Origin of the sequence: Aliidiomarina quisquiliarum (assembly GCF_023922585.1) — a bacterium.
Classification (GTDB): domain Bacteria; phylum Pseudomonadota; class Gammaproteobacteria; order Enterobacterales; family Alteromonadaceae; genus Aliidiomarina; species Aliidiomarina quisquiliarum.
Genome location: NZ_JAMFTN010000020.1, coordinates 206,648 through 230,444 on the forward strand (window position 1 = coordinate 206,648; position 23,797 = coordinate 230,444).

General features: G+C 48.6%; 24 protein-coding genes and 2 pseudogenes. 21 read left to right on the forward strand and 5 right to left on the reverse strand.

The genetic code is table 11. From position 1 onward, the window contains the following. The first annotated feature begins 16 nt into the window (after positions 1 to 16). Together ggt and M1L23_RS07805 are read left to right on the forward strand one after the other, a co-directional pair. Positions 17 to 1,693 (forward strand): gamma-glutamyltransferase, encoded by a 1,677-nt coding sequence (ggt, locus tag M1L23_RS07800; protein ID WP_252626782.1) that lies wholly within the window; start codon positions 17 to 19, stop codon positions 1,691 to 1,693. Positions 1,694 to 1,957: 264 nt separating this feature from the next. Further along, complete coding sequence (locus M1L23_RS07805; protein WP_252626783.1) at positions 1,958 to 2,560, forward strand: response regulator; 603 nt, start codon at positions 1,958 to 1,960, stop codon at positions 2,558 to 2,560. A 42-nt stretch (positions 2,561 to 2,602) separates the two neighbouring features. Here the strand turns inward: M1L23_RS07805 and M1L23_RS07810 are convergent. From M1L23_RS07810 to merR, 3 genes and pseudogenes are all read right to left on the reverse strand, one after another. Beyond that, positions 2,603 to 2,854: pseudogene (locus tag M1L23_RS07810) on the reverse strand (transposase); the annotation flags it as partial. A 7-nt stretch (positions 2,855 to 2,861) separates the two neighbouring features. Further along, positions 2,862 to 3,860 carry an ISL3 family transposase gene (locus M1L23_RS07815; RefSeq protein WP_476726594.1) on the reverse strand — a complete coding sequence of 333 codons (999 nt, stop codon included), beginning with the start codon at positions 3,858 to 3,860 and terminating at the stop codon, positions 2,862 to 2,864. Positions 3,861 to 4,030: 170 nt separating this feature from the next. Then, complete coding sequence (merR, locus tag M1L23_RS07820; protein ID WP_068439152.1) at positions 4,031 to 4,486, reverse strand: Hg(II)-responsive transcriptional regulator; 456 nt, start codon at positions 4,484 to 4,486, stop codon at positions 4,031 to 4,033. Between the two features lie 71 nt (positions 4,487 to 4,557). Here merR and M1L23_RS07825 point away from each other — a divergent pair, with 71 nt between their 5' ends. The 15 genes and pseudogenes from M1L23_RS07825 to M1L23_RS07895 all read left to right on the forward strand — a co-directional run bounded on the left by M1L23_RS07825 (position 4,558) and on the right by M1L23_RS07895 (position 16,489). After that, complete coding sequence (locus M1L23_RS07825) at positions 4,558 to 4,908, forward strand: mercuric transport protein MerT (protein ID WP_001294660.1); 351 nt, start codon at positions 4,558 to 4,560, stop codon at positions 4,906 to 4,908. 15 nt (positions 4,909 to 4,923) lie between these two features. Then, positions 4,924 to 5,199 carry a mercury resistance system periplasmic binding protein MerP gene (gene merP / locus M1L23_RS07830; protein ID WP_106452759.1) on the forward strand — a complete coding sequence of 92 codons (276 nt, stop codon included), beginning with the start codon at positions 4,924 to 4,926 and terminating at the stop codon, positions 5,197 to 5,199. A 25-nt stretch (positions 5,200 to 5,224) separates the two neighbouring features. Beyond that, the gene (gene merC, locus M1L23_RS07835; RefSeq protein ID WP_000522993.1) at positions 5,225 to 5,632 is read left to right on the forward strand and encodes an organomercurial transporter MerC; all 408 of its coding nucleotides are present in this window, start codon (positions 5,225 to 5,227) and stop codon (positions 5,630 to 5,632) included. A gap of 38 nt (positions 5,633 to 5,670) precedes the next feature. Beyond that, positions 5,671 to 7,353 carry a mercury(II) reductase gene (gene merA, locus M1L23_RS07840; RefSeq protein ID WP_252626785.1) on the forward strand — a complete coding sequence of 561 codons (1,683 nt, stop codon included), beginning with the start codon at positions 5,671 to 5,673 and terminating at the stop codon, positions 7,351 to 7,353. A gap of 17 nt (positions 7,354 to 7,370) precedes the next feature. Next, a pseudogene (gene merD / locus M1L23_RS07845) lies at positions 7,371 to 7,574 on the forward strand (mercuric resistance transcriptional repressor MerD); the annotation flags it as partial. A 44-nt stretch (positions 7,575 to 7,618) separates the two neighbouring features. Further along, on the forward strand, positions 7,619 to 7,744 hold the full coding sequence (locus tag M1L23_RS07850) for a hypothetical protein (RefSeq protein ID WP_434781028.1): 126 nt from the start codon (positions 7,619 to 7,621) through the stop codon (positions 7,742 to 7,744). Between the two features lie 65 nt (positions 7,745 to 7,809). Further along, entirely contained in the window at positions 7,810 to 8,022 is a 213-nt protein-coding gene (locus M1L23_RS07855) for a DUF3330 domain-containing protein (protein WP_000993245.1), read from the forward strand. A 129-nt stretch (positions 8,023 to 8,151) separates the two neighbouring features. Next, positions 8,152 to 8,325: a recombinase family protein gene (locus tag M1L23_RS07860; protein ID WP_476726593.1), complete on the forward strand. Its 174-nt coding sequence runs from the start codon at positions 8,152 to 8,154 to the stop codon at positions 8,323 to 8,325. A 41-nt stretch (positions 8,326 to 8,366) separates the two neighbouring features. Beyond that, positions 8,367 to 9,410, forward strand: coding sequence for an EAL domain-containing protein (locus M1L23_RS07865; protein WP_252626786.1), 1,044 nt, complete (start codon positions 8,367 to 8,369; stop codon positions 9,408 to 9,410). 18 nt (positions 9,411 to 9,428) lie between these two features. Next, positions 9,429 to 10,247, forward strand: coding sequence for an ATP-binding protein (locus M1L23_RS07870; protein WP_252626787.1), 819 nt, complete (start codon positions 9,429 to 9,431; stop codon positions 10,245 to 10,247). Between the two features lie 91 nt (positions 10,248 to 10,338). Further along, entirely contained in the window at positions 10,339 to 10,746 is a 408-nt protein-coding gene (locus M1L23_RS07875; RefSeq protein WP_252626788.1) for a hypothetical protein, read from the forward strand. Between the two features lie 71 nt (positions 10,747 to 10,817). Continuing rightward, the gene (locus M1L23_RS07880) at positions 10,818 to 11,021 is read left to right on the forward strand and encodes a hypothetical protein (RefSeq protein WP_252626789.1); all 204 of its coding nucleotides are present in this window, start codon (positions 10,818 to 10,820) and stop codon (positions 11,019 to 11,021) included. Positions 11,022 to 11,245: 224 nt separating this feature from the next. Then, a complete protein-coding gene (locus M1L23_RS07885) occupies positions 11,246 to 13,945 on the forward strand; it encodes a TonB-dependent receptor (RefSeq protein WP_252626790.1) in 2,700 nt (899 codons plus the stop codon). Positions 13,946 to 13,997: 52 nt separating this feature from the next. Next, complete coding sequence (locus M1L23_RS07890; RefSeq protein WP_252626791.1) at positions 13,998 to 14,714, forward strand: hypothetical protein; 717 nt, start codon at positions 13,998 to 14,000, stop codon at positions 14,712 to 14,714. Continuing rightward, positions 14,711 to 16,489, forward strand: coding sequence for a 2Fe-2S iron-sulfur cluster-binding protein (locus M1L23_RS07895; RefSeq protein WP_252626792.1), 1,779 nt, complete (start codon positions 14,711 to 14,713; stop codon positions 16,487 to 16,489). The genes M1L23_RS07890 and M1L23_RS07895 overlap by 4 nt, the downstream gene beginning before the upstream one ends. Positions 16,490 to 16,604: 115 nt before the next feature. Here M1L23_RS07895 and M1L23_RS07900 read toward each other — a convergent pair whose 3' ends face one another. Both M1L23_RS07900 and M1L23_RS07905 read right to left on the reverse strand, forming a co-directional pair. Further along, positions 16,605 to 17,939: an ATP-binding protein gene (locus M1L23_RS07900; protein ID WP_252626793.1), complete on the reverse strand. Its 1,335-nt coding sequence runs from the start codon at positions 17,937 to 17,939 to the stop codon at positions 16,605 to 16,607. Further along, positions 17,926 to 18,591 (reverse strand): response regulator transcription factor, encoded by a 666-nt coding sequence (locus M1L23_RS07905; RefSeq protein ID WP_126808357.1) that lies wholly within the window; start codon positions 18,589 to 18,591, stop codon positions 17,926 to 17,928. Before M1L23_RS07905 ends, M1L23_RS07900 begins: the two co-directional genes overlap by 14 nt. Before the next feature lie 224 nt (positions 18,592 to 18,815). On the opposite strand from M1L23_RS07905, the gene M1L23_RS07910 reads away from it, so the two are divergent. The 4 genes from M1L23_RS07910 to M1L23_RS07925 all read left to right on the forward strand — a co-directional run bounded on the left by M1L23_RS07910 (position 18,816) and on the right by M1L23_RS07925 (position 23,796). Continuing rightward, positions 18,816 to 19,043, forward strand: coding sequence for a hypothetical protein (locus M1L23_RS07910; protein ID WP_252626794.1), 228 nt, complete (start codon positions 18,816 to 18,818; stop codon positions 19,041 to 19,043). Next, positions 19,036 to 21,336: a heavy metal translocating P-type ATPase gene (locus tag M1L23_RS07915; RefSeq protein ID WP_252626795.1), complete on the forward strand. Its 2,301-nt coding sequence runs from the start codon at positions 19,036 to 19,038 to the stop codon at positions 21,334 to 21,336. Before M1L23_RS07910 ends, M1L23_RS07915 begins: the two co-directional genes overlap by 8 nt. A 76-nt stretch (positions 21,337 to 21,412) precedes the next feature. Then, positions 21,413 to 21,910, forward strand: coding sequence for a DUF411 domain-containing protein (locus tag M1L23_RS07920; protein WP_252626796.1), 498 nt, complete (start codon positions 21,413 to 21,415; stop codon positions 21,908 to 21,910). Continuing rightward, the gene (locus M1L23_RS07925) at positions 21,907 to 23,796 is read left to right on the forward strand and encodes a copper resistance system multicopper oxidase (RefSeq protein ID WP_252626797.1); all 1,890 of its coding nucleotides are present in this window, start codon (positions 21,907 to 21,909) and stop codon (positions 23,794 to 23,796) included. Before M1L23_RS07920 ends, M1L23_RS07925 begins: the two co-directional genes overlap by 4 nt. The last annotated feature ends 1 nt before the right edge of the window (position 23,797 follow it).

Below are 23,797 nucleotides of genomic sequence, written 5' to 3' on the forward strand. Positions count from 1 at the left end.
ATTCTTGGAGAGTATTATGATTTATCGCCATATTGTTGGTTTATTACTTGCTGTTAGCCTGGTTGGCTGCGGCGTTGCAGAGGTTCCTAGTAAAACAGTGCACGCGGGGGCCGTGGCCTCGCCCGATAAATACGGCGCGGCAGTAGCAGAACAAGTGCTGCGTAATGGAGGAAATGCCGTTGATGCCGCCGTAGCTACCGCGTTCACATTAGCCGTAACCTACCCTGAAGCAGGGAACATTGGTGGCGGTGGCTTTATGACCATTTGGTTCGACGGTAAAGCCTACTTCTTAGATTATCGCGAAACGGCCCCAGCAGCAGCCCACCGCGATATGTATTTAGACGAAAACAAGCAGGTAATTGACAACTTAAGCCTTATTGGCGCCCAGGCCAGTGGTGTGCCTGGCACGGTAATGGGGCTATGGGAAGCACATCAAAAGTTTGGCAGCTTGCCTTGGGGTGAGTTAGTAAACCCAGCTATTCACTATGCCGAGAATGGCTTTAAAGTATCAGCGAAACAGTCTATATACCGAGAGAACTTGTTTGAAAAGCTAGCCGCAAGCACCAACTTTATGGACTACTTCGGCACCATGGAAGCAAATACAACCTTGGTACAAACAGAACTAGCAACAACCCTTGGCCGTATTGCAACGCACGGGCCTAGCGACTTTTACCAAGGCGAAACGGCGGCATTGCTAGTGGCGCAAATGGAGCGCGACGGCGGCCTTATTACGTTAGAAGACTTAGGCTCATATACAGCTGTTTGGCGTGAGCCTGTAATAACCGACTGGCAAGGTTACCAGTTAGTCACAGCACCACCGCCAAGCTCAGGTGGTATTGCTTTAGCTCAATTACTTGGTTTAAAGCAGCGGCTAGCTAGCCACTTTGAAGGTACTGCATTAAATAGCACTCAGTATGTGCACCTAATGGCAGAAATTGAAAAGCGCGTGTTTGCCGACCGTGCCGACTACTTAGGCGACCCAAGCTTTGTAACAGTGCCACAAGCAAAACTACTAGAGCCCGCTTATTTAGACCAGCGTGCGAGCGAAGTGAATACGCAAAATATCTCTGTAACGGCCGATGTGAAGCCAGGGTTAGAGGGCTACCACACCACTCATTTCTCTATTCTAGATAAAGACGGCAATGCGGTTTCCAACACCTACACCTTAAACTTAAGCTACGGCAGCGGAGTGGTGGTAGAAGGTGCAGGCTTTTTAATGAACAATGAAATGGATGACTTCTCGTCGAAAGCGGGTGTACCGAATGCCTTTGGCGTAGTGGGCAACGATGCCAACTCCATTGAGCCAGGTAAGCGTATGCTGTCGTCGATGGCACCAAGTTTACTGCTGAAAAATAACCAAGTGGAGCTAGTGATTGGCACCCCAGGTGGCTCGACCATTTTCACTTCTATTTTCCAAGTAATAAATAACCTTTACGACTACGACATGAGCTTAGCCGACGCCGTTGCCGCGCCGCGCTTTCATCATCAGTTATTGCCTAAAGACCAAATAAATATGGAGCCCTACGCGCCACTTGCAGCAGAAACGCAACAGGCCCTAACCAATAAAGGTTACAACCTAGTTACCCAAGGTTGGAACTTAGGCGACATTCAAGCTATTAAAGTAACAAACGGCCATGTGGAAGCTGTGGCCGACCCGCGTTCGCGAGGTGTAGCGAAGGTGTTTCCTTACTAACGACTAAGTTCATATGAGAGCACGGCTAAAGCGGTCAATTTAGTTGTGCTCTTATGGGCGCTTTCTTTACATAAAAAGTACGCTAGAGTACTATAATAATTAAACTTTTTGGGCGAAGTGGACCGTTGTACTGAGCTGTATTAATAACCAACATCCTGCCATAAAACTCTCTCTCATAATTTACTGTAAATATTGCTATTCCCTTTAGCTGTTTGTAGGTAATGCAAAAGCCGTTAAGGCTGTAATTAGGATAAGCATTGAACCATGCTACTCAAAAACTTTAATGTGTTAGTTGTCGATGACGTTGTTTTAATGTGCAGCTTTTTATATAGCGCTGCCAATCAGCTTCATGGCAGCCGCGCACATAAGGCCTTCGACTATAATACTGCCGCTGATATTTTAGAACATGAACCTATCGACTTATTAATCACCGACATTGAGCTAGGCAGCAAGAGCGGCCTTGATCTGTTGATGAAAATTAGAACCAATGCGTTTACCGCCACTGCTCATGACATTCCTATTATTGTTTTCTCAGGCAACTCATACCGTGAACTCTTACAAAAGTGTATTTCTTTTGATGCCAACGACTTTCTAGTGAAGCCGGTAACCTATGCGCACCTAAAAGAAAAAATTTATTACCACCTAGAGCATGAGAAAACTATCCAACCTCCAAGCTACTATATTGAATTAATGCGGGGAGTAAAAAAGCCTGAGCGCGTGAACGCAGAAAGAGCGCGACAGTCGAGCATTTCTACAGCGCGAGCGATAAAAAGAAGAGCAGCAGCAACAGAAGATATTTTAGCTGAGTATGAAGAAAAGCTAGAGAATTTAGACAGGTTAGAGTTTTTATTGGGTATACGGATTTAATGGTTGATGGGGCACCTTCACCCCATCAATCTGATACCACCCTCAGATGGTTGATAGATCGACTCCGTAGTTGAGTTCCTCTGCGAAGTCCGGCAGTCCGTAACCGATGGTTTTCTTGTAGAAAGGAGAGACCTTCGCAGTCGGTGCCTTCTTCTTGTGCTTCGTGGTGTAGAGCATTCGTGCCCGCATCACCTCGAAGGAGTAACCGCGCCCTTCACGGTTCTTGTCCTTGGCCAGTCGGTTGATGGACTCCGTGTAAGCGTTGGTGACGGGCATGTCCGTCTCGAAGTAGATACTCTGATTAAACACAAGCCTGTTTATGTATCTCACTGAATAATTTTGATGAATCGAAATGGGTGTTGCTTTGTAAGCACGCCCATATTCCGGTTAAATATTTACGCATGACTGCACACACGGCCTGAATTTTCTTTTTACCGCGAGCTACTAATGCATCGTGGAATGCTTTCACATTTGGATCGTGTTGTAACGCTGATAAGGCGGCCAGCAGTTGCGGGAACGCGCCTGTCCAGGTCTCCATGATGAGGCGCTCCCGGTCTGAGACTTCGTGAGCGCGTTTCAGCAGGATTTTCCGGTCTCCCTTGAGAGTCCGGCTCTGGGACGGTTTCAGCTCCTTTCTGAGGCCCTTGCGCACTCTCTCTAGGGCATCGTTGGCCATGCGCACCACATGGAACTTATCGACCACGATACGGGCCTGGGGCAGCACAGCCTTGACCGCTGCCCGGTAGGGGTTCCACATGTCCATGCTGACGATTTCGACCTTCTGCCGGTCTTTCAGCTTCATCAGGTAGTTGGTCACCACGTCCTGGCGGCGGGTGGCCAGCAGGTCGAGCAGGGTTCGCTCCTCAATGTTGGTCAGAATGCAGCGGTAGCGCTTGTTCAGGTATAGCTCGTCAATGCCCAGGATGCGGGGCGTCTCGAAGCGGTGCCAGCGCCCCAGGAACTCGGCGCGGGCGTTGAAGATGTCGCGCACCGTCTTCTCGTCCAGGCCGGTCTGTGCCGCCACAAAGGTGTAGGGGTGGTTGAAGGATTCCTTCTCCACGTACTCATGCAGCCGCAGTGTCATACGGAATCCGTCCACCATCTCCGGTAGCTGGGGCCTGAATGTTGTCTTGCAGGCCCGGCAGGTGTATCGGCGGCGGACCACCCAGAGAGTGACCCGCTTGCCGTGGATGGGCAGATCACGATAGGGAACGTCACGCTTGCCGAACCGTACGAACTCACCCTGCACGCCGCATTCCTCGCAGGCGATGGGATCGGGCACGTCCACCTGGAAGTGCATTTCGTCGTCGGTTGATTTGCAGCCCAGTACTTGGTATTGCGGCAGGTGAAGGATGTTGTCGGGAAGTTCGGTCATGGTGTTGTATAGGCGTAGGTGTCAGTCAGATCCATCCGGCTCGGCATTGGTGTTTGCTTTTTGGGGTCGTCTCAGAATTCGGAAAATAAAGCACGCTAAGGCGTAGTCACCCCGTGACTCCCCCGCGCCGATGCAGCGAGCTTCGTTCCGTCTTGCAGTGACGCAATCAGCGGGCAGGAAACGTTCCCTTTCCGCGCATGGCAGGCGCACACCAGTTCAGACAGCATGGCCTCCATGCGTGCCAAGTCGGCCATCTTCTCGCGCACATCCTTGAGCTTGTGCTCGGCCAGGCCGCTGGCTTCCTCGCAATGGGTGCCATCCTCCAGCCGCAGTAGCTCGGCGATTTCGTCCAGGCTAAAGCCCAGCCGCTGGGCCGATTTCACGAACCGCACTCGTGTTACATCCGCCTCGCCATAGCGGCGAATGCTGCCATAGGGCTTGTCTGGCTCCGGCAGCAGGCCCTTGCGCTGGTAGAACCGGATGGTCTCCACATTGACCCCGGCCGCCTTGGCAAAAACGCCAATGGTCAGATTCTCAAAATTAATTTGCATATCGCTTGACTCCGTACATAACTACGGAAGTAAGCTTAAGCTATCCAAACCAAATTTGAAAGGACAAGCGTATGTCTGAACCACAAAACGGGCGCGGCGCGCTCTTCGCCGGTGGGCTGGCCGCCATTCTTGCGTCGGCCTGCTGCCTGGGGCCGCTGGTTTTGATCGCCTTGGGGTTCAGCGGGGCATGGATCGGCAACCTGACGGTGCTGGAACCCTATCGCCCGATCTTCATCGGCGCAGCGCTGGTCGCGCTGTTTTTCGCCTGGCGGCGCATCTACCGCCCGGCGCAAGCCTGCAAACCGGGTGAGGTCTGCGCGATTCCCCAAGTGCGAGCTACTTACAAGCTCATTTTCTGGATCGTGGCCGCGCTGGTCCTGGTCGCGCTCGGATTTCCCTACGTCATGCCATTTTTCTATTAATCACAGGAGTTCATCATGAAAAAACTGTTTGCCGCCCTCGCCCTCGCTGCCGTTGTTGCCCCCGTGTGGGCCGCGACCCAGACAGTCACGCTGTCCGTACCCGGCATGACCTGCCCCACCTGCCCGATCACCGTCAAAATGGCGATTTCCAGGATTGAAGGCGTTGATAAAGTTGACGTTACCTTCGAACCACGCGAAGCGGTTGTCACCTTCGATGATACCAAGACCAGTGTGCATGAGTTGATCAAGGCCACTGGCGATGCGGGCTACCCGTCCAGCGTTAAGCAATGAGCCACTGAGTCCGAACCTGGCGATCATGGGACTGATTACACGCATTGCCGACAAGGCTGGCGCGCTTGGCAGCGTTGTTTCCGCGATGGGATGCGCTGCCTGTTTCCCGGCTATCGCCAGCCTGGGCGCGGCCATCGGCCTTGGCTTTCTACAGGAATACGAAGGGTTGTTTATCTCCAAGCTGCTGCCGCTGTTCGCAGTCGTGGCTTTGCTGGCGAATGCACTGGGCTGGCTGAGTCATCGGCAATGGTACCGCAGCCTGCTCGGGATGGTCGGGCCAGCCATCGTGCTGGCGGCCATGCTCTTGTTTTTTGGCAATTGGTGGACGGCGAACCTCCTCTATGTCGGTCTGGCCTTGATGATCGGGGTGTCGATCTGGGATCTGCTCTCACCGGCCAACCGCCGCTGCGAACTACCACCCAAACACGGCTAACTGCATTGGCAGTTGCCGAAACGAAAAGGAACGATGCAATGTATTTGAATATCACCGGAATGACCTGCGACTCGTGCGCGACACATGTCAAGGACGCCCTGGAGAAAGTGCCGGGCGTGCTGTCGGCGCTCGTGTCCTACCCGAAAGGCTCCGCGCAACTCGCCACCGATCCCGGCACCTCGCCAGAGGCGCTGACCGCCGCTGTGGCCGGCCTGGGCTACAAGGCCACACCCGCCGATGCCCCATCCACTTCAGCGCGGGGCAGACTGCTTGGCAAGGCGCTGGGAAGGCTGGGCGGTGGCGACAAGGCTGGTGGTGATGGGGACGGACTGCACGTCGCCGTTATTGGCAGCGGCGGAGCCGCGATGGCGGCGGCGCTGAAGGCCGTCGAGCAAGGTGCGAACGTCACGCTGATCGAGCGCGGCACCATCGGCGGTACTTGCGTCAATGTCGGCTGCGTGCCGTCCAAGATCATGATCCGCGCTGCCCATATCGCCCATTTGCGCCGTGAAAGCCCATTCGACAGTGGCATCGCGGCGACTGTGCCTGCGATTGATCGCAGCAAACTACTGGCCCAGCAGCAGGCGCGCGTCGATGAGCTGCGCCACGCCAAGTACGAAGGCATCCTGGACAGCAACCCGGCCATCACCGTGCTGCATGGTGAAGCGCGTTTCAAGGACGACCAGAGCCTTGCCGTCCGTTTAAACGATGGCGGCGAGCGTGTGGTGGCGTTCGACCGCTGCCTGGTCGCCACGGGTGCCAGCCCGGCCGTGCCGCCGATTCCGGGCCTGAAAGAGTCACCCTACTGGACTTCCACCGAGGCCCTGGTCAGCGACACCATTCCCGAGCGCCTGGCCGTGATCGGCTCGTCTGTGGTGGCGCTGGAACTGGCGCAAGCCTTTGCCCGGCTGGGCAGCAAAGTGACGATCCTGGCACGCAGCACGCTGTTCTTCCGCGAAGACCCGGCCATCGGCGAGGCCGTTACAGCCGCGTTCCGTGCCGAAGGGATCAAGGTATTGGAACACACGCAAGCCAGCCAGGTCGCGCATGTGGACGGCGAATTCGTGCTGACCACCGGGTACGGTGAAATACGCGCCGACCAGCTGCTGGTCGCCACTGGCAGGGCACCGAACACGCGCAGCCTGGCATTGGAAGCGGCGGGGGTAGCCGTCAATGCGCAGGGGGCCATCGTCATCGACAAGGGCATGCGCACCAGTAGCCCGAACATCTACGCGGCCGGCGACTGCACCGACCAGCCGCAGTTCGTCTATGTGGCGGCAGCGGCCGGCACTCGTGCGGCCATTAACATGACCGGCGGCGACGCCGCCATCAATCTGACCGCGATGCCGGCCGTGGTGTTCACCGACCCGCAAGTGGCGACCGTGGGCTACAGCGAGGCGGAAGCGCACCACGATGGCATCGAAACCGACAGCCGCACGCTGACGCTCGACAACGTGCCGCGTGCGCTCGCCAACTTCGATACCCGCGGCTTCATCAAGCTGGTCATCGAGGAAGGCAGCGGACGGCTGATTGGCGTACAGGTGGTGGCCCCGGAAGCGGGCGAACTGATCCAGACGGCGGTGCTCGCCATTCGCAACCGTATGACCGTGCAGGAACTGGCCGACCAATTGTTCCCCTACCTGACCATGGTCGAAGGGCTGAAGCTCGCGGCGCAGACCTTCAGCAAGGACGTGAAGCAGCTTTCGTGCTGCGCCGGATGAGGAAAAGGAGGTGTTCAATGAGCGCCTACACAGTGTCTCGGCTGGCCCTTGATGCCGGGGTGAGCGTGCATATCGTGCGCGACTACCTGCTGCGCGGATTGCTACGGCCGGTCGCGTGCACCACGGGCGGCTACGGCTTGTTCGATGACACCGCGTTGCAACGGCTGCGCTTTGTACGGGCTGCCTTCGAAGCGGGTATCGGCCTGGACGCACTGGCGCGCTGGCCGTGCTCACCTGTCCCTGCCATTTGCCGATTCTCGCCATTGTGCTAGCCGGCACGACGGCCGGCGCGTTCATCGGGGAGCACTGGGGTATTGCAGCCCTCACGCTGACCGGCTTGTTTGTCCTGTCTGTGACGCGGCTGCTGCGGGCCTTCAAGGGAAGATCATGACCGCTTCCCAGCCAGCCGAGAGTGGGCAGCTTTGAGCTTCGCTACCAATCTGGAGGAGTACCACCATGAACGCAAACGCCCCGAACACTGCCAGTTGCACCACCTGCTGCGTATGCTGCAAAGAAATTCCGCTCGATGCCGCCTTCACCCCGGAAGGCGCGGAATACGTCGAACATTTCTGCGGGCTGGATTGCTATGAACGCTTCCAGGCACGCGCCAAGGCCGCGACAGAATCTGACATTGCGCCTGTCCCTGGCGGTTCGCAGCCGTCAGATTGAGGCATACCCTAACTTGATGTCAGATGCCATGTGCAAACGATGTCAGAATAGAGTTAAATTTCCTATTGATTGACATATTCCGTCAAAGGTAACAGATTTCATCCTGACACTTTTGCCTTTGGAGGCATCTTGCAAGGTCAACGCATCGGCTATGTCCGCGTCAGCAGCTTCGACCAGAACCCGGAACGGCAATTGGAGGGTGTTGAGGTGGCGCGGGTGTTCACCGACAAGGCTTCTGGCAAGGACACCCAGCGTCCCGAGCTGGAAAGGCTGCTGGCCTTCGTCCGCGAGGGCGACTCATAGGTTTAGAAGCTCTTATACGCTGGAATCAACCTGAGATTGGATTGATTGGGCCCGATGAATTTATTCCTCTTGCTGAAGAAATGGGCTTAATTAATGAAATTGGCCAGTGGGTTATCGAAGAAGCAGCAAACTATAATCGGTCGTTACAAGAGCGAGGCTTAATTGAGCTGGTTATAGCGGTGAATTTGTCTGCGCTGCAATTCAAAACATTAGGGTTTGTTAAGCAGTTAGGCGAAACGTTAGCTAAGGTGCAATTAGAGCCTAAGTGGTTTGAGTTAGAGCTAACGGAATCATTGGTTTTAGATAACATTGAGCAAGTTGTTGATAAGTTACAACGACTTAAAAAACTTGGCGTGAAGATAGCCATTGACGATTTCGGCAAAGGTTATTCAAGCCTAAATTACTTAAAGCGCTTACCCATAGACAAGCTTAAAATTGATAAGTCTTTTGTTCTTGATCTCGTTACAGATGATAAAGACACAGCCATTATACGGGCGATTATAGCCATGGCTCATCAACTAGGTTTAAAAGTGATTGCTGAAGGAATAGAAACAGCAGCCCAAGCCACGTTACTAGATAGGTATTTATGTGACGAATTGCAAGGCTACTTTTATTCGCGACCATTGCCTGCGGAGCAGTTAGAAAAGTTTTTCCAACATTACTTACCAACTCAAACTGTCGATGCAAATTCTACCCAAGAAACACTTCTGCTCGTTGATGATGAAGAAAACATTCTCCACTCCCTTAAGCGTATGTTACGCAAAGAACCATTCCATATTTTAACCTGCACGTCTGCAGCAGAGGCTTTTGAATTGCTAGCTTTACATAATGTACAGGTAATAGTTTCCGACCAGAGAATGCCGGGAATGAGTGGGACTGAATTTTTTAGTCAAGTAAAAAAAATGCACCCCAATACTGTTCGGTTAATTTTGTCTGGCTATACTGATTTACATTCAGTGAAAGATGCGATTAATCGAGGGTCTATCTATAAGTTCATTACCAAGCCATGGCAGGACGATAGTCTGATTAAGGAAATAAAAGACGCCTTTCGATTATATAAAGAACGGCACGATATTCGTTCATAGCAAACAGAAGGTAACGTTATGTCCGTAGAGCAGTCAGAAAATGAGCATCTTAAAAGCAAATTTGACCGGCTTACAGAACAGCTAATGCATTCTGAAAAGCTAGCCTCGCTGGGTCAACTTGCTGCGGGTGTAGCGCATGAAATTAATAACCCTATTGGTTATGTGGCATCAAACTTAGGTAGCCTTAAAGAATATATTGACAGCTTAATTAAACTAATTCGTGAAGGCAGTGTGCAATTGCCTGCAGATCAAGTTACCGCACTAAAAAAGAAGTATGACTTTGACTACATTGTGCAAGACTTGCCCCAACTTCTTGTTCAGTCTGAAGCAGGCTTGCAGCGAGTAATCGAAATAATAGGCGACTTAAAAGACTTCTCTTATCTTGAGGAAGCAGAGTTTATAGAGGCCGACCTCCATTCGGGCATTCGCAGCACACTGAATATTATTGCCAATGAATTAAAGTATAAAGCTGAGTTAAAACTAAACTTTGCCGATCTGCCACGAATTCAATGTATACCCTCTCAAATCAACCAAGTGCTGCTTAACTTGTTGATGAATGCCGCACAAGCCATTAAAGGCCATGGTGTTATTACCGTAACCACCGGCTACGATGAACATTGGGTGTGGTTTAGTGTGGCCGACACGGGGGCTGGAATACCTGCCGAAAAAATAGAAGAAATATACCAACCTTTTTATACAACAAAGCCAAAAGGGCAAGGTACTGGTTTAGGCTTAGTTTTATCGCGCAGCATAGTCGACAAACACACGGGTGTGCTGGAAGTAACCAGTGAACTTGGTGTGGGTAGCTGCTTTACCGTTAAACTGCCTAGAAACTGAGACGAAATACTATGTTGTATAGTTGAATAAATAAGCGATTGCATTGTAATAAAGATTCGTTATAGTGAAATGAGTCTGACTTGGAGTTGCAATGCGTATTTGGGTTTTTGTCGTAACAATATGCTCGCTATTAATAATGCCTTTTATGGGTAGTAGCGGCGTATTGCAGAACGAAAGTAACCTAAGCCAGCCTAGCAATAGTAAGCACCATGCCAGTATGAAAGCCGAAACTGTAGTTTGTGAGCATATGGAAGGCCATAGCATTCAATCTGGAACAACTAATCTTGCTTTAGAGCATTGCTGCGATGAAGTTGAACAATGCAAAATTGAATGTTCTGTTGATTGTGAACATTGCCTAGTACTTGGTTTTGGAGGTGGTGCTGTTGCGCCATCTATACAAATTGAAGTGCCTGCCAGAAGTTTCAGCCCCGCTTACTTTACACTTTCGTTGTACTCGCTCCTACTTGCAAAAGACTCCCCCCCTCCCGTTATCGCCTGAAAACATTCTTTAAGTTTGGTTACTCGCTACGGCGAATAACTACTTGCGATTGATTGTTCAGGAGTACACCCATGTTTTTAAATCGTCGCCCAATGCAACTGTTTGCATTGCTGGCTCACACATTTGCTAGGAAAACTTACCTTGTAAATAAGGTTGAGCGTTTTCGGCTGCTTCCAATTGTTAACAATATTGCTGATTGGAAGCAGCCGAAAGCTGTTCAAGTGAAGATTTATTTTCTGAAAAAATTAAATATTTCGTTCATATACAACTTTTAACCGTGGAGGTTCATGAGTTATTGAATATGCATTGACTTAGCCATGTAGAGCGAAATGACTGTATATACAAGTTGGTTTTTCAACCATGCTTGCGAGCCTTTATTAAATAAAAACCAGATAAAACAACAGGTTGCTACGGAAAGCGAAGTTGCATATACAACGCTGTGTTGCTATTGGTTGTAGTGCATTAGGTAACAATAATAAGGCTTAGGCCGGGGGAAATTATGAAAAAGCATAAATTATCTATACTTGCGCTTGCCGTAACCTTCGCACCAGGTATCACTTACGCTCAAGTAAATGATGCTGCGACGGAAGCTCAACAAAAACCAGTAGAAAGAATAGCGGTGACAGGCTCGAGAGTATTACGGGCAGAAGCAGAAAGTGCTGCCCCTATTCAAGTTCTCACCGCAGAAGATATTGAACTGTCTGGCGTAACCTCTATGGAAATGCTGCTGCAGAAAATGTCTGTTTCAGCAGGTTTTGGTGGTAGCCAAGGGAATGCGTATTGGGTGGGTGGTGGTTATGGTACCACTCAAGTAAATCTTAGAGGGCTTGGGGTGAACCGTACCTTGGTATTACTAAACGGTCGCCGGGTGGTAAATGGGGGTACTGGGGCTAACGCTGCAGTGGACCTTAATACTATCCCAGTAAATATCATTGAACGGGTTGAAGTACTTAAAGACGGGGCTTCAGCTATTTATGGTGCTGATGCTGTGGCGGGTGTAGTGAATATTATCACTCGTAAGAACTTTGAAGGCTTTATGGTTGACGGCCGTTTCGCTAGTACTGACAAAAGTGATGGCGAAGAAACTTCTTTTAATGTGATGTTGGGTACAACGTCGGATCGTGGCCGCTTAACGTCGAGCCTTAGCTATCGCACTACTGAAGCAATTAATATGGGTGACAGAGCCGATTGTGCACTTGCAGAAGTTACCCCAGGCGAACTTAGTTGTGTAGGGAGCGCATCGACCCCTGGTGGCCGTGCGGTGATTACTTCAGGCCCTGAAACAGGTAACCAAATTAACTTTAACCAAGTTGTTGGTGGCCCTGCTAAAGGCTATGAAGCCTATAACCCAGACGTACACAACGTTGATAACTTTCCCATGCTAAATGCTATGAGCCCAGTAACAACACTAGGTTTTTCGAGCTTTGGTGATTATCGTTTAAGTGAAGAAACGTACGTTTTTGCTGAGGTGTTGTATAACAGTAGGAAGTCTAACCAAATAGCTACGCCTGGTACGTTGCGTAATATTGATTACGCGGCGGATCATCCAGATAACCCTGTAGGTGAAGACATTCGAATTTTACAGCGACGCCTAGAAGAAGGTGGTGCCCGTTTGTTTAGCCAAAACGTAAATACATTCCGAGTTGTAACTGGCTTCGACGGCCTTTATGACGACAACTGGGCATGGAGTGTGTCATATAACTTTGGTCGAACTACGGGTAATGATATGGCCGATAATGTTGTGAACCTAGAGCGATTAGGAAAGGCCATTGACCCTGACGTATGCGGTGTAGGTATACCATGCGCCGACCTACTGGGTTATGGCAACATTTCACAAGAGGCACTGGACTATATTTTATTTAAAAACACCAGTTACGGCGGTAATGAGCAGCGTTCATTTACTGCAAACGTTGCAGGTGACTTATTTCAAACGCGAAATGGCGCTATACCAGTAGCCTTTGGGGTAGAGCACAGAAAAGAAAGAGGTTGGAACGAACCCGACTCTTCTATAGTTGCCGGTGTGATGAATACAAACCGCAAAGAGCCATTACGCGGCCAGTATACGGTTTCCGAAGCATATGTAGAAACATCTATACCACTGTTAGCCGATAAAACGTTTGTTGATTATCTCGCTGTTGACTTTGCTTACCGCTATTCTGACTACGATACCTTTGGTAGCGCAGGAAACTATAAAGCAGGGTTGCACTGGACTATTAACGACAATTTAAAGCTGCGTGCGACAAAGTCGACAGCATTCCGTGTACCAAATATTCCTGAACTATTTGGCGGTATGGACGAAGGGAACTTGAGAACGTCTGACCCATGCTCTGGCTGGGATCAAAGTGGTGCCGATCCTACCATTGCTGCAAACTGTCAAGCCGATGGCCTGCCTGCAGGCTATACACAAACTGGCTCAACAGTGTTAACACGTACAGGTGGTAACCCAGATCTTGGCCCTGAAGACGCAGACACTTTTACTGCCGGTTTAGTGTGGAATGTGCAGTTTATTGAAGGGCTGCAAGTAACCATCGATTACTTTGATATTAAAATTGAAAACGCGATTCGTGGTGTTTCTGGCTCTACGAAATTAGCTGCCTGTTATGGCTCTGAAAATATGTCTCACCCGTTCTGTAGTGACGCTACTTATACCCGAGACCCATTAACAGGAGCGGTAAACTTCTTGTCTGCACAGCCAGACAACGTAGCTACCGAAACCGTTTCAGGGGTAGATGCCTCGGTTTTCTATAACACGCAGCTGTTTGGTTTAAATGCTCGATTTAATGTCAATATGACTTATCTAGATGAATATACTTTAGCTGCATTTGCTGGCGCAGATCCTATTCGTTACGCAGGTAAAATTACTGGTGGTAATGGTAGCTTTACTCGCTTACGTTCAGACGCCTCAGCAACCTTTAGTTCAGACCAGTGGCAGCTACATTACGGCGTTCGTATGATTGGCTCTGCGAATGACATTAATGCTGACCCGGGTGACATTGGTGCGCATGTTGATCATGTGTTTTACCACAATGTACAAGGCAGCTGGTTTGTAGATAAGAACTGGACAGTAAGTGCGGGTGTAAACAACTTACTCGATAAAAAGGCGCCGTTTATTCAAAGTTGGACTGATGCAAATACGGATACCATGACATACGACTTGATGGGACGCCAGTTGTATATAAAAGCTCGTTACCAGTTCTAATGTAGCGTGCGATGGGGGGTAACCCCATCGCACCCTCTTGAGGGGAAAGACTATGCGGTTACAGTCTTCAGGGTTTCGTACCTGGCACCGTTGGCTTGGATTATTTGTTGGTATTCAAATGGTTCTGTGGGTTATTTCAGGATCGTATATGGTTTTTATTAAGTTACCGTTTATTCATGGTGTGCACTTAACCCAAGAAGCCGATATACCACTAAACAAGACGGTACAGCTGAATCGTCTTGAAGAAATTATAGCGCGCTACCCAACTGCGCATGATGTTCAGTTTGTTCACCGTTACATTGGCGGTAGCTACCATGAATTTGCTCAAGTACACGAAGCAGGAAATAAATTTCTGCTGAAATTAAATGACTTGTCTGTAGTGGAGCTAAACACCGATGATATAAGTGGCCTTGCCGAGCGCTACTATAAAAAGGGCGTGCCCAACATTGCAAAGGTTGAGCTGTTAACAACCGAAGCACCGTCTGAGCTAAACCCTGCTCACTTACCTATTTGGCGTGTGGATTTCGACGACTTTGCCGACACAACGTTATATTTACATAGAAATACAGGCGAAATGACGGTACGTAGACATGACTTTTGGCGCGGTTTCGACTTTATGTGGATGCTACACATAATGGATTATGAAGAGCGTACAAATATCACTACCTGGTGGTTGAGAGCCTTTATTATCGCTACGTTCGGCTTCATATTTACTGGGGTTATTCTAGTTATTCAAACCTTACGTTCATCTAAGAGGAAGCCATTATGAGATTTTTAAAATGGCTACACCGTTGGACTAGCCTAATTATTGTTTTGCAGGTACTACTTTGGACCATAAGTGGCTTATATTTTGCCATTGTGGGCAACGCAGATATGAGCGGCAAACAGTACCGCAAAGACTCGGTAGAAGTTGCACTAAGTACGACACAATTTAATATTTCCAACTTGGATCTGAATGTAGAAAATATAACCAAAGTACGCTCCCATGTGGTGGTTGGCTTGCCGCAAGTTGAAGTACACCATGGCGAAGGCGTGAGTTATTTTGATGGGCGCACAGGCCAAACCTGGCATACAAACTCAGATCTAGCTGAAGCGATAGCGAACGCAAGCTATATAGGGCCTGGTGAAGTAACAGAAATTACTGCTATTACAGCAAGTGGAGAGCTGCATGGTTGGGAAGGCCAAGGCTACCGAATTAACTATAACGATGATCTCAACACGCGAGTTTATGTAGATAGTACTTCGGGCAGTGTTTTAGAACACCGTAACACCCCTTGGCTGCTCGGCGACTGGATGTTTAAGTTGCACTATATGGACTATTCCGGTGGTAGAAACTTTAATCACATGCTGATTATTGTAGCTGCCGCAGTAAGCTTGTGGTTTGCGCTCTCCGGTTTGATTTTGTTACTAAACTTGCTGTTCACTGGGCAAATGCGAGTTAGTTTCCGTAAAGTACCTTTTGAAGCCATTGCGGGTACTGAGCGCAAACAAATAAGTGCGCATGGACACAAAACTATTCTACAAACATTACAGCAACACAACATACTGGTCGCCAGTGGTTGCGGCGGTGGTGGTACTTGTGGTCTTTGTACTGTTAAAGCGACACAAGACGCACCCATTACCACAGCAGAAAAAAGCTTACTAACCGCTGAGCAACTTGCCGAAGGCTGTCGCCTAGCGTGCCAACACCAGGTGAGTCAGCTTGCTTCCATTGAAGTTGAAAAGCTTTGTGTTAGTAAGTACCAACTTAAGTTGGTTGGCTCGAAATTCCTAACGCCTATGCTGAAAGAGCTTCGGTTTAAGGTTGAAGGCGAAGGGATTGAATTCAAAGCAGGCCAGTACATGCAGTTTTTAGTTCCTAAAGCTAAAACAAGCACACGGCCTCATGACGTTCCAGAAGCATTTTCAACCGAATGGGCAAACATAAATCAGGCAACATTCAGCCACGGCCATGTTCGCCGTAATTACTCTATGGCGACAATAGCTGGTTTGTCGCAGGAGCTCGTATTTACCGTTCGATATCAGCCGCCGACCAATGGGCATAAGCATCCAGGAGCTGGCTCGTCATATATGTGCAATATGAAAGTTGGTGAACAGATTGTTGCTGAAGGCCCTTACGGTGACTTTAATCGTAATCACGGGCCTGAACGAACGTTGTTCTTCATTGGTGGTGGTGCTGGAATGGCCCCATTAAGAGCCTTAATACAAGAAGAGCTGAATGAAGAAAGCCCACGCCAAATTGAGTTCTACTATGGCGCGAGAAATAAACAAGAAATTGTTTATGCTGAAGAGTTTGAAGCATTAAATAGCAAAGGGGTAGTTAACTTTGTGCCAGTGCTTTCAGACAAAAAAGAGTCATGTGACTGGCAAGGTAAAGAAGGCTTTGTGCATGAAGCTGTTCTTTCCTACCTGTCTGGCAAAGACCTAGAGTCGTACGATTTTTACGTGTGTGGACCTCCTAGAATGTTAGCAGCTGCACTGCAGATGTTAGAAGAATTAGGGGTTGAACCTTCACGTATTCGTTATGATGACTTTGGGATCTAGTTAAGCAGCGTTCTTTTCCAGGAAGGGAATGAGTAACGTTATTTTTGCCTCTCTAGTAACTGTAAGGTTGTTAGAGAGGTCTTTTTTATTAGTAGAGTATTCATTTACAATCGGCTTAAACGGGTATTTCAATGAGAACTTTTAGCCCACCTGTGGAGCCCGTTAAAAATGAAACGTGGCCGTTATACTGGGCAACAATATCGCAAACTATAGCAAGGCCAAGACCGTGCCCTGGAATTTGTTCATCCAGCCGCCAACCTCTTTGACCTAAGTGCATAACTTCAGCGTCTGCAACTCCTGCACCGTCATCCGTAATAATAATTTGGGCCATACTTTTCGACTGTTGCAACGTTAACTCAACGCAGCCAGCGGACCATTTTCCTGCATTATCGAGTATATTCCCTAGTATTTCATTTAAGTCGTGCTCTTCTATTGGCCAACGTGAGTTTTCGGTAAGTTCGGTCGACAATTCAAACGTTTTGTCTTGATAAAGCCGTCCGAGCATCCATAACAACTCACGGGCTTGTTTTACCGGATTGGCGCTTTTTCCAATTTGCGGGCCGGCAAACCGGCTGCGTCGCATTTCTGCTTCTAATTGTTTATCGAGATCGGCAAGCCGTGAAGCCATTTCAAGTCGAAGGTCATTATTTATCGGGCGGCTGGTGTCTTCGAGAATTTGCCTAAGGGCCGCTATAGGAGTTTTTACACTGTGAGACAAATTAGCCAGCGCTTCCCGAGAGCGTTCTAAGCGTTGGTCGAGTGAGTCAAGCAGTTGATTCAGTTGTTGAACCAGCGGTTTAAACTCTTCCGGTGTTTGAGTAGTAATGCGAGAAATTTCACCGCTTTGAAGCCCTTTAAGCGATGCTTTGAGCGAGGCAACAGGGCGCATGGATAAATTAATACCTACCCAAGTTACCGCCACGAGCAAAAATATAAGTAACAGTGAAACCACAGCAGTCCAAGTGTGCAAGTTCGCTTGGCTACTTTGTAGTGCTCGCATATCTTCAGCAACGATAACAGAGATAGGAATTTCATTGATAAAGAATGACTTTCGGTAGACAAGTAAATCCGACGGCGCGTCTTCTAACTGTGCATTATTGACCCAAATAAAGCCTTCTTTTTCGGCCTTCAAAAGAGGACTTAACAGTGGGCGCCAAGGCTCCGGAGAAATAACTGTTTGCTCAGGCGACTGCAGTGCAAAAGCGTGATGAAAAACTTTTTCAAAATAATCGCCAGTTTCTAGCATGTCTATCTTTCCATCTGCTTGGCGAATATGGTGTGCTAAAAACTCCACTTCTTCTTGCAGCCGGCTTTCTACAAATTCTCGAGACATTTTTTCTAACAGTTGCCCGTGTATAAGCCACGCGATAGTCATCATGACAATACCTGCGGGTAATAACAGGATAAGCAAAGTACCTTTTACAGAGGTTGGTTTTTTAAACAGTGTCATCGAATAGGTATCCCTGGCCTCGGCGAGTGGCAATTGTTTCTGCGCCAACAAGCTTTCTTAACCGTCGAATATACGCCTCAATTACATTTTCATTGGGACTTTCGCTCAAATTATAGAGCTGCTCAATAAGTTGCTCTTTAGAAAAAATTTGGCCGGGCCGACTCATCAGGCAGCGCAGCAGCCGGAATTCAGTGCCTGTTAGGCTGTGCTCAGTATCACCTTCAATTTTAAGGCACTGGCGGTTTTCATCGAGTTCAAAACGGCCTACTTTTACACCAGAGTAAACGCGCCCTTCACTTCTACGAACTATGGCATTTAGTCGAGCAATGAGCTCTTCGGTTTGAAATGGCTTTGCTAAGTAATCGTCAGCGCCGGCCTTAAGACCATTTACCTTGTCTTGCCAGTCGCCCCTGGCGGTGAGAATTAATACCGGCAGAGTTACTTTATTTGAGCGCCATTGCTTAAGAATATCGAGCCCATTGCCGTCTGGAAGACCAAGATCGAGCACACAGGCTTTGTAGTCTTCCTGACCACCCAAAACCATGGCCTCACGAGCTGAGTGGGTTATGTCGACACTAAAACCTGATTTTTCTAGTTGATTAGCAAGCCCTTCAGCAAGCAACCGGTCGTCTTCTACCAACAGTAACCTCATATTATGCCCTTTAGTATTGGCCCGAATAGGTGAACTAGTTTGAGTTAATTCGTTTAACACAGCAAATAAATTGGCATTGATTATACATTTTCAGCTTCGATTCAGCTTGGGGTGTTGTTATAGGGGTAGTAAAAAGGCAGGAGGACTATTTGCTACTGCTTTAAAAGTGAACATTATTCCTCACAGCCGTACAGGCGGAGGTTTGTAAAGTCGGAGGCAACACCATGATGAACGAAAATATGTTTGGTCACACGATGTGGGCAGGGCACTGGTTATGGATGTTAGCTATTGCCATTGCATTGGTTATACCCACTTGGCGAATTTGTCAGCGTACCGGTTACCCCGGTTGGTTAGGGATTTTTGTTTTAGTTCCAATGGTAAATTTGGTCTTGCTGTATTTTATTGCTTTTTCAGATTGGCCTACGGATAAAAAAGGAGCACGTAATGAGTGAACATACGGTAAAAGACCCTGTGTGTGGCATGAAGGTAGACCCTCATACGACAGAGCATCGTAGCCAACATGCGGGTAAGCCTTGGTACTTCTGTTCTGACCGCTGCCAGACTAAGTTTGACGAAAGCCCGGAGACATACTTAAGCGATAGCCCACAACAGGCAGAGCCTGTTGCTGCAGGTAGTATTTACACTTGTCCTATGCATCCGGAAGTTCGCCAAGAAGGGCCCGGTGATTGCCCTATATGCGGCATGGGCTTAGAGCCTGAGCAAATAACTCTGAACGATGGGCCGTCGGAAGAATTAGTGGATATGACGCGGCGTTTTTGGGTTGGGTTGATACTTGCGTTACCAGTATTTTTGCTTGAAATGGGCGGTCACTTTACTGGCCTTAAGCACATGATATTGCCACAAACCTCGAATTGGATTCAGTTAGCGCTGGCAACACCGGTTGTTGCTTGGTGTGGTTGGCCATTTTTTGTTAGAGGTTGGAAATCAGTTTTAAGCCGTAACTTAAACATGTTTACCTTGATCGCCATCGGTACTGGTATGGCGTTAGTGTATAGCCTAGTGGCGACATTAATTCCGCAGGTGTTTCCTGAGGCATTTAGGCAAGCCGATGGTTCGGTTGCGGTTTATTTTGAAGCCGCCGCTGTCATTGTGGTGTTGGTGTTGCTTGGGCAAATACTGGAATTACGTGCCAGAGAGAAAACCTCAGGGGCAATCAGAGCGCTATTAGATTTAGCCCCCGCAACAGCAAGAAAATTAGCTGACAATGGCGATGAATCAGACGTTCCGCTTGAGCAGGTAAAAGTAGGCGACCGTTTAAGAGTTAGGCCTGGCGATAAAGTGCCCCTCGATGGCGAAGTGCTTGAAGGCCGTTCTAACGTTGATGAGTCAATGGTTACCGGTGAGCCCTTAGCAGTGAGTAAAAAAGCAGGTGACCAAGTTATTGGTGGCAGTATTAATCAGCAAGGCGGTTTTATTATGCGTGCTGACAAAGTTGGCCGCGACACCATGCTTTCGCAAATTGTGCAAATGGTTGCTACTGCTCAGCGTAGCCGTGCGCCTATTCAAGGGTTAGTTGATAAAGTTTCAAGCTGGTTTGTACCAGCAGTGATAGTTATTGCCGCCATTGCTTTTGTTGTTTGGTCGATTTACGGGCCGAACCCGCCTATGACGTACGGGCTTATAGTCGCGGTAAGCGTATTAATTATTGCGTGCCCCTGCGCGTTAGGCCTGGCTACTCCTATGTCAATTATGGTGGGTGTGGGCCGTGGTGCTCAAACAGGAATACTCATTCGCAATGCCGAAGCCCTAGAGCGTATGGAAAAAGTAGACACGGTTGTGATCGATAAAACGGGCACCTTAACCGAAGGCAAGCCACAGGTAACAAAGTTAGTTCCATTAAATGGTTTCAGCGAGAAGGAGCTAATGCGTTATGCCGGAGGCTTAGAAAAGGGCAGTGAACATCCCTTAGCCCATGCCATTCTTGAAAAAGCCGCCAGTATGAAATTGGATTTACCCAATGCAGAAGGTTTTGATTCTCCAAATGGTAAAGGCGTTGTCGGCACCATTGATGGGAAGAGAGTACTGCTTGGTAATCGCATACTGATGGAAGTAGAAAGTGTAGACACCACAGCTTTCGATGAACAAGCCGACCAACTGCGTACTGATGGTGCAACCGTAATATTTGCTGCTGTTGCAGGGCAAGTGTGCGGTTTAATTGCCATAGCAGACCCTATTAAAGAAACGACGAAACGTGCTATTTCAGCGTTACATAAGAAAGGCATGCGAGTGGTGATGCTAACAGGTGATAACCGCACCTCGGCAGAAGCAGTGGCGCGTAAGCTAGATATTGATGAAGTGGAAGCTGAGGTTTTACCAGAAGATAAAGGCAAGTTTGTTCAACGTTTAAAAGATGAAGGGCGAATTGTTGCCATGGCAGGGGATGGTGTGAATGACGCTCCTGCTTTAGCCACAGCGGACGTGGGTATTGCTATGGGCACGGGAACAGACGTTGCCATTGAAAGTGCTGGCATTACTCTGCTTCGCGGCGATCTTATGGGCATTGTAGAGGCACGGCAATTGTCGAAAGCAACGATGCGCAATATCCGCCAAAACCTATTTTTTGCGTTTGTTTATAACGCCGCCGGAGTGCCTATTGCCGCCGGTGTTCTTTATCCGCTTTTCGGTATTTTGTTATCACCCATATTTGCCGCAGCGGCGATGTCACTGTCGTCGGTTAGTGTGATTATTAACGCGCTTCGGTTACGGGTAAGTAAATTAAATTAACTATATAAGTAAGAGAAAGTGTCAACCGATATTAAACGAGAGGTACGGAATGAACTTTATTTTTAGGAGGCCATTTTTGCTACAACTAAGCATTATGTTTTCAGCCTTAGTGGGGCTGGGGCTGGGGCTAATTACCATAGCAAAAGCTGAAACGAGTCAGGTTACCACCAACCCGATAGTGCTCGATGTGTATAAAGACCCTAATTGTGGTTGTTGTAATGCGTGGATAGATCACGCCAATGAGCGAGGGTTTACTGCTAACCCACACAATATTGGTGGTTTGTATGAATTTAAATTAAGCAAGGGCGTGAATGGCTCATACCAGTCTTGCCATACCGCTATTTCAACTGAAGGTTATGTGTTTGAAGGGCACATACCAGCTAAGTTTATACATGCATTCTTAGCCGCACCGCCAGCTAACGCTATTGGTTTGTCTGTGCCAGCTATGCCGGTGGGTAGCCCGGGCATGGAATATAAAAACATGTTTAGGCCATACCAAATACTGCAAATAAATGCAGACGGCAGTACGGAAATATTTGCCCAAGTGAATAGCCTTGAGGAGTCGGTAGAATGAGTAATACAAAGAACAATTTAGAATCTATGAGTGGCTTGCAAGATAAAGGCCGCCGGCGTTTTGTACTTGGCGCTTCTGCCATGCTGGCATTAGCGGCTTTACCGTTTCCTAAGAACGCCTTTGCAAAAGCGATAAGTGAATCGCTTACCCAGTTGTCGGGGAAGGTATTTGATCTCAGCATAGATTATAAAACGGTTAACTTCACTGGTAAGTCGGCTCGAGCCACTGTGGTTAACCAAGTGTTACCAGCCCCAATTTTACGCTGGAAAGAAGGTGAAACAGTTACTCTTCGAGTAAAAAACAATCTCGACGAAGACAGCTCTATTCATTGGCATGGCATTATTTTGCCAACAGAAATGGACGGTGTACCAGGCTTAAGCTTCGACGGAATTAAGCCGGGGGAAACCTTTGAATACCAATTTAAAGTTCAGCAAAACGGTACTTACTGGTACCACAGCCATTCAGGCTTCCAAGAGCAAACAGGGGTATATGGCCCAATTATTATTGATCCAGCCGAGCCAGATCCTGTTGTCTATGATCGCGAATATGTAGTGATGCTGTCGGATTGGTCAGACACACCGCCAGAAAAGATTTATGCAAACCTGAAAAAACAGTCAACCTATTACAACTACAGCGAACGCACAGTTTCAGACCTGTTCACGGATATTAGAAAGCATGGCCTAATTAATACCTGGAAAGCTCGAGCTATGTGGAACGATATGCGTATGAGCGACAGAGATATTTCAGACGTAACAGGCGCCGCTTACACATTTCTAATGAATGGCAAGACCCCAGAACAAGGTTGGAGTGCACTCTTTAAGCAAGGTGAGAAAGTACGCTTACGCTTTATTAATGCTGCAGCTATGACCATATTCGATGTGCGTATACCCGGCTTGAAAATGACGGTAGTGGCAACAGACGGGCAAAATGTGCAGCCTGTTGAAGTTGACGAGTTCCGTATGGGTGTCGCAGAAACCTATGACGTTATTGTTGAGCCTGAAGAAGGGAATGCTTATTGCATTTTCGCGCAAAATATAGATAGAACAGGCTTTACTACTGGAAACTTAACCTCTGCTGCGCATTTAGTAGCGGCGGTGCCAAGCATGGACCCTGCACCTATACTTGGTCATGGCGACATGGGCATGAGCATGGAAGGCATGGACCACGGCGATATGGATCATGGCGCTATGGGGCACGGTAGCATGGACCATGGGGCTGTGGCACAGGCAGAAATGGACCACGGCAGTATGGATCATGAAGCTATGAGCCATGGAGAAGTGGATCACGGCAGCATGGACCACGGCAGTATGGCAATGGGGGCGCCGGTTTTAGGCTTAGCAGGTTTTGGTAGTACCGCAGAAATTAAGCATGCGGACGCCGAATACGGCCCTCACATAGACATGCGTGCCGATGCACCGCAAAACGGTTTGCATGATCCAGGCATAGGCTTAAGAAACCACCAAGCAGAATACAATCGCAAAGTGCTCACCTATGCAGACCTGAAAGGTTTGCACCCAACCTACGACAAACGTCAACCTAGCCGCGAAATTCAATTGCACCTAACGGGCAATATGCACCGCTATATGTGGTCAATTAACGGTGTGCGTTTTGAAGATGCAGAACCTTTGGTGCTTGAGTATGGCGAGCGCGTGCGTTTTACCTTAGTAAACGACACTATGATGACTCACCCAATGCATTTACATGGCATGTGGAGTGATCTTGAAACGGGCGACCCTGACTTCATACCACGCAAACACACGGTAATAGTGCAGCCGGGCTCAACAATAAGTTATTTGGTAACGGCCGATGCAATAGGCAAATGGGCATATCACTGCCACTTGCTTTATCACATGCCAGGTATGTTTCTTAAAATAGTGGTTAGGTAAG

What these genes read in the sequence shown, in the direction of transcription:
- ggt (WP_252626782.1), top strand. Translation starts at nt 17, where the DNA reads ATGATTTATCGCCATATTGTTGGTTTATTACTTGCTGTTAGCCTGGTT.
- M1L23_RS07805 (WP_252626783.1), top strand. Translation starts at nt 1,958, where the DNA reads ATGCTACTCAAAAACTTTAATGTGTTAGTTGTCGATGACGTTGTTTTA.
- M1L23_RS07815 (WP_476726594.1), bottom strand. Translation starts at nt 3,860, where the DNA reads ATGCACTTCCAGGTGGACGTGCCCGATCCCATCGCCTGCGAGGAATGC.
- merR (WP_068439152.1), bottom strand. Translation starts at nt 4,486, where the DNA reads ATGCAAATTAATTTTGAGAATCTGACCATTGGCGTTTTTGCCAAGGCG.
- M1L23_RS07825 (WP_001294660.1), top strand. Translation starts at nt 4,558, where the DNA reads ATGTCTGAACCACAAAACGGGCGCGGCGCGCTCTTCGCCGGTGGGCTG.
- merP (WP_106452759.1), top strand. Translation starts at nt 4,924, where the DNA reads ATGAAAAAACTGTTTGCCGCCCTCGCCCTCGCTGCCGTTGTTGCCCCC.
- merC (WP_000522993.1), top strand. Translation starts at nt 5,225, where the DNA reads ATGGGACTGATTACACGCATTGCCGACAAGGCTGGCGCGCTTGGCAGC.
- merA (WP_252626785.1), top strand. Translation starts at nt 5,671, where the DNA reads ATGTATTTGAATATCACCGGAATGACCTGCGACTCGTGCGCGACACAT.
- M1L23_RS07855 (WP_000993245.1), top strand. Translation starts at nt 7,810, where the DNA reads ATGAACGCAAACGCCCCGAACACTGCCAGTTGCACCACCTGCTGCGTA.
- M1L23_RS07870 (WP_252626787.1), top strand. Translation starts at nt 9,429, where the DNA reads ATGTCCGTAGAGCAGTCAGAAAATGAGCATCTTAAAAGCAAATTTGAC.
- M1L23_RS07875 (WP_252626788.1), top strand. Translation starts at nt 10,339, where the DNA reads ATGCGTATTTGGGTTTTTGTCGTAACAATATGCTCGCTATTAATAATG.
- M1L23_RS07880 (WP_252626789.1), top strand. Translation starts at nt 10,818, where the DNA reads ATGTTTTTAAATCGTCGCCCAATGCAACTGTTTGCATTGCTGGCTCAC.
- M1L23_RS07885 (WP_252626790.1), top strand. Translation starts at nt 11,246, where the DNA reads ATGAAAAAGCATAAATTATCTATACTTGCGCTTGCCGTAACCTTCGCA.
- M1L23_RS07890 (WP_252626791.1), top strand. Translation starts at nt 13,998, where the DNA reads ATGCGGTTACAGTCTTCAGGGTTTCGTACCTGGCACCGTTGGCTTGGA.
- M1L23_RS07895 (WP_252626792.1), top strand. Translation starts at nt 14,711, where the DNA reads ATGAGATTTTTAAAATGGCTACACCGTTGGACTAGCCTAATTATTGTT.
- M1L23_RS07900 (WP_252626793.1), bottom strand. Translation starts at nt 17,939, where the DNA reads ATGACACTGTTTAAAAAACCAACCTCTGTAAAAGGTACTTTGCTTATC.
- M1L23_RS07905 (WP_126808357.1), bottom strand. Translation starts at nt 18,591, where the DNA reads ATGAGGTTACTGTTGGTAGAAGACGACCGGTTGCTTGCTGAAGGGCTT.
- M1L23_RS07910 (WP_252626794.1), top strand. Translation starts at nt 18,816, where the DNA reads ATGATGAACGAAAATATGTTTGGTCACACGATGTGGGCAGGGCACTGG.
- M1L23_RS07915 (WP_252626795.1), top strand. Translation starts at nt 19,036, where the DNA reads ATGAGTGAACATACGGTAAAAGACCCTGTGTGTGGCATGAAGGTAGAC.
- M1L23_RS07925 (WP_252626797.1), top strand. Translation starts at nt 21,907, where the DNA reads ATGAGTAATACAAAGAACAATTTAGAATCTATGAGTGGCTTGCAAGAT.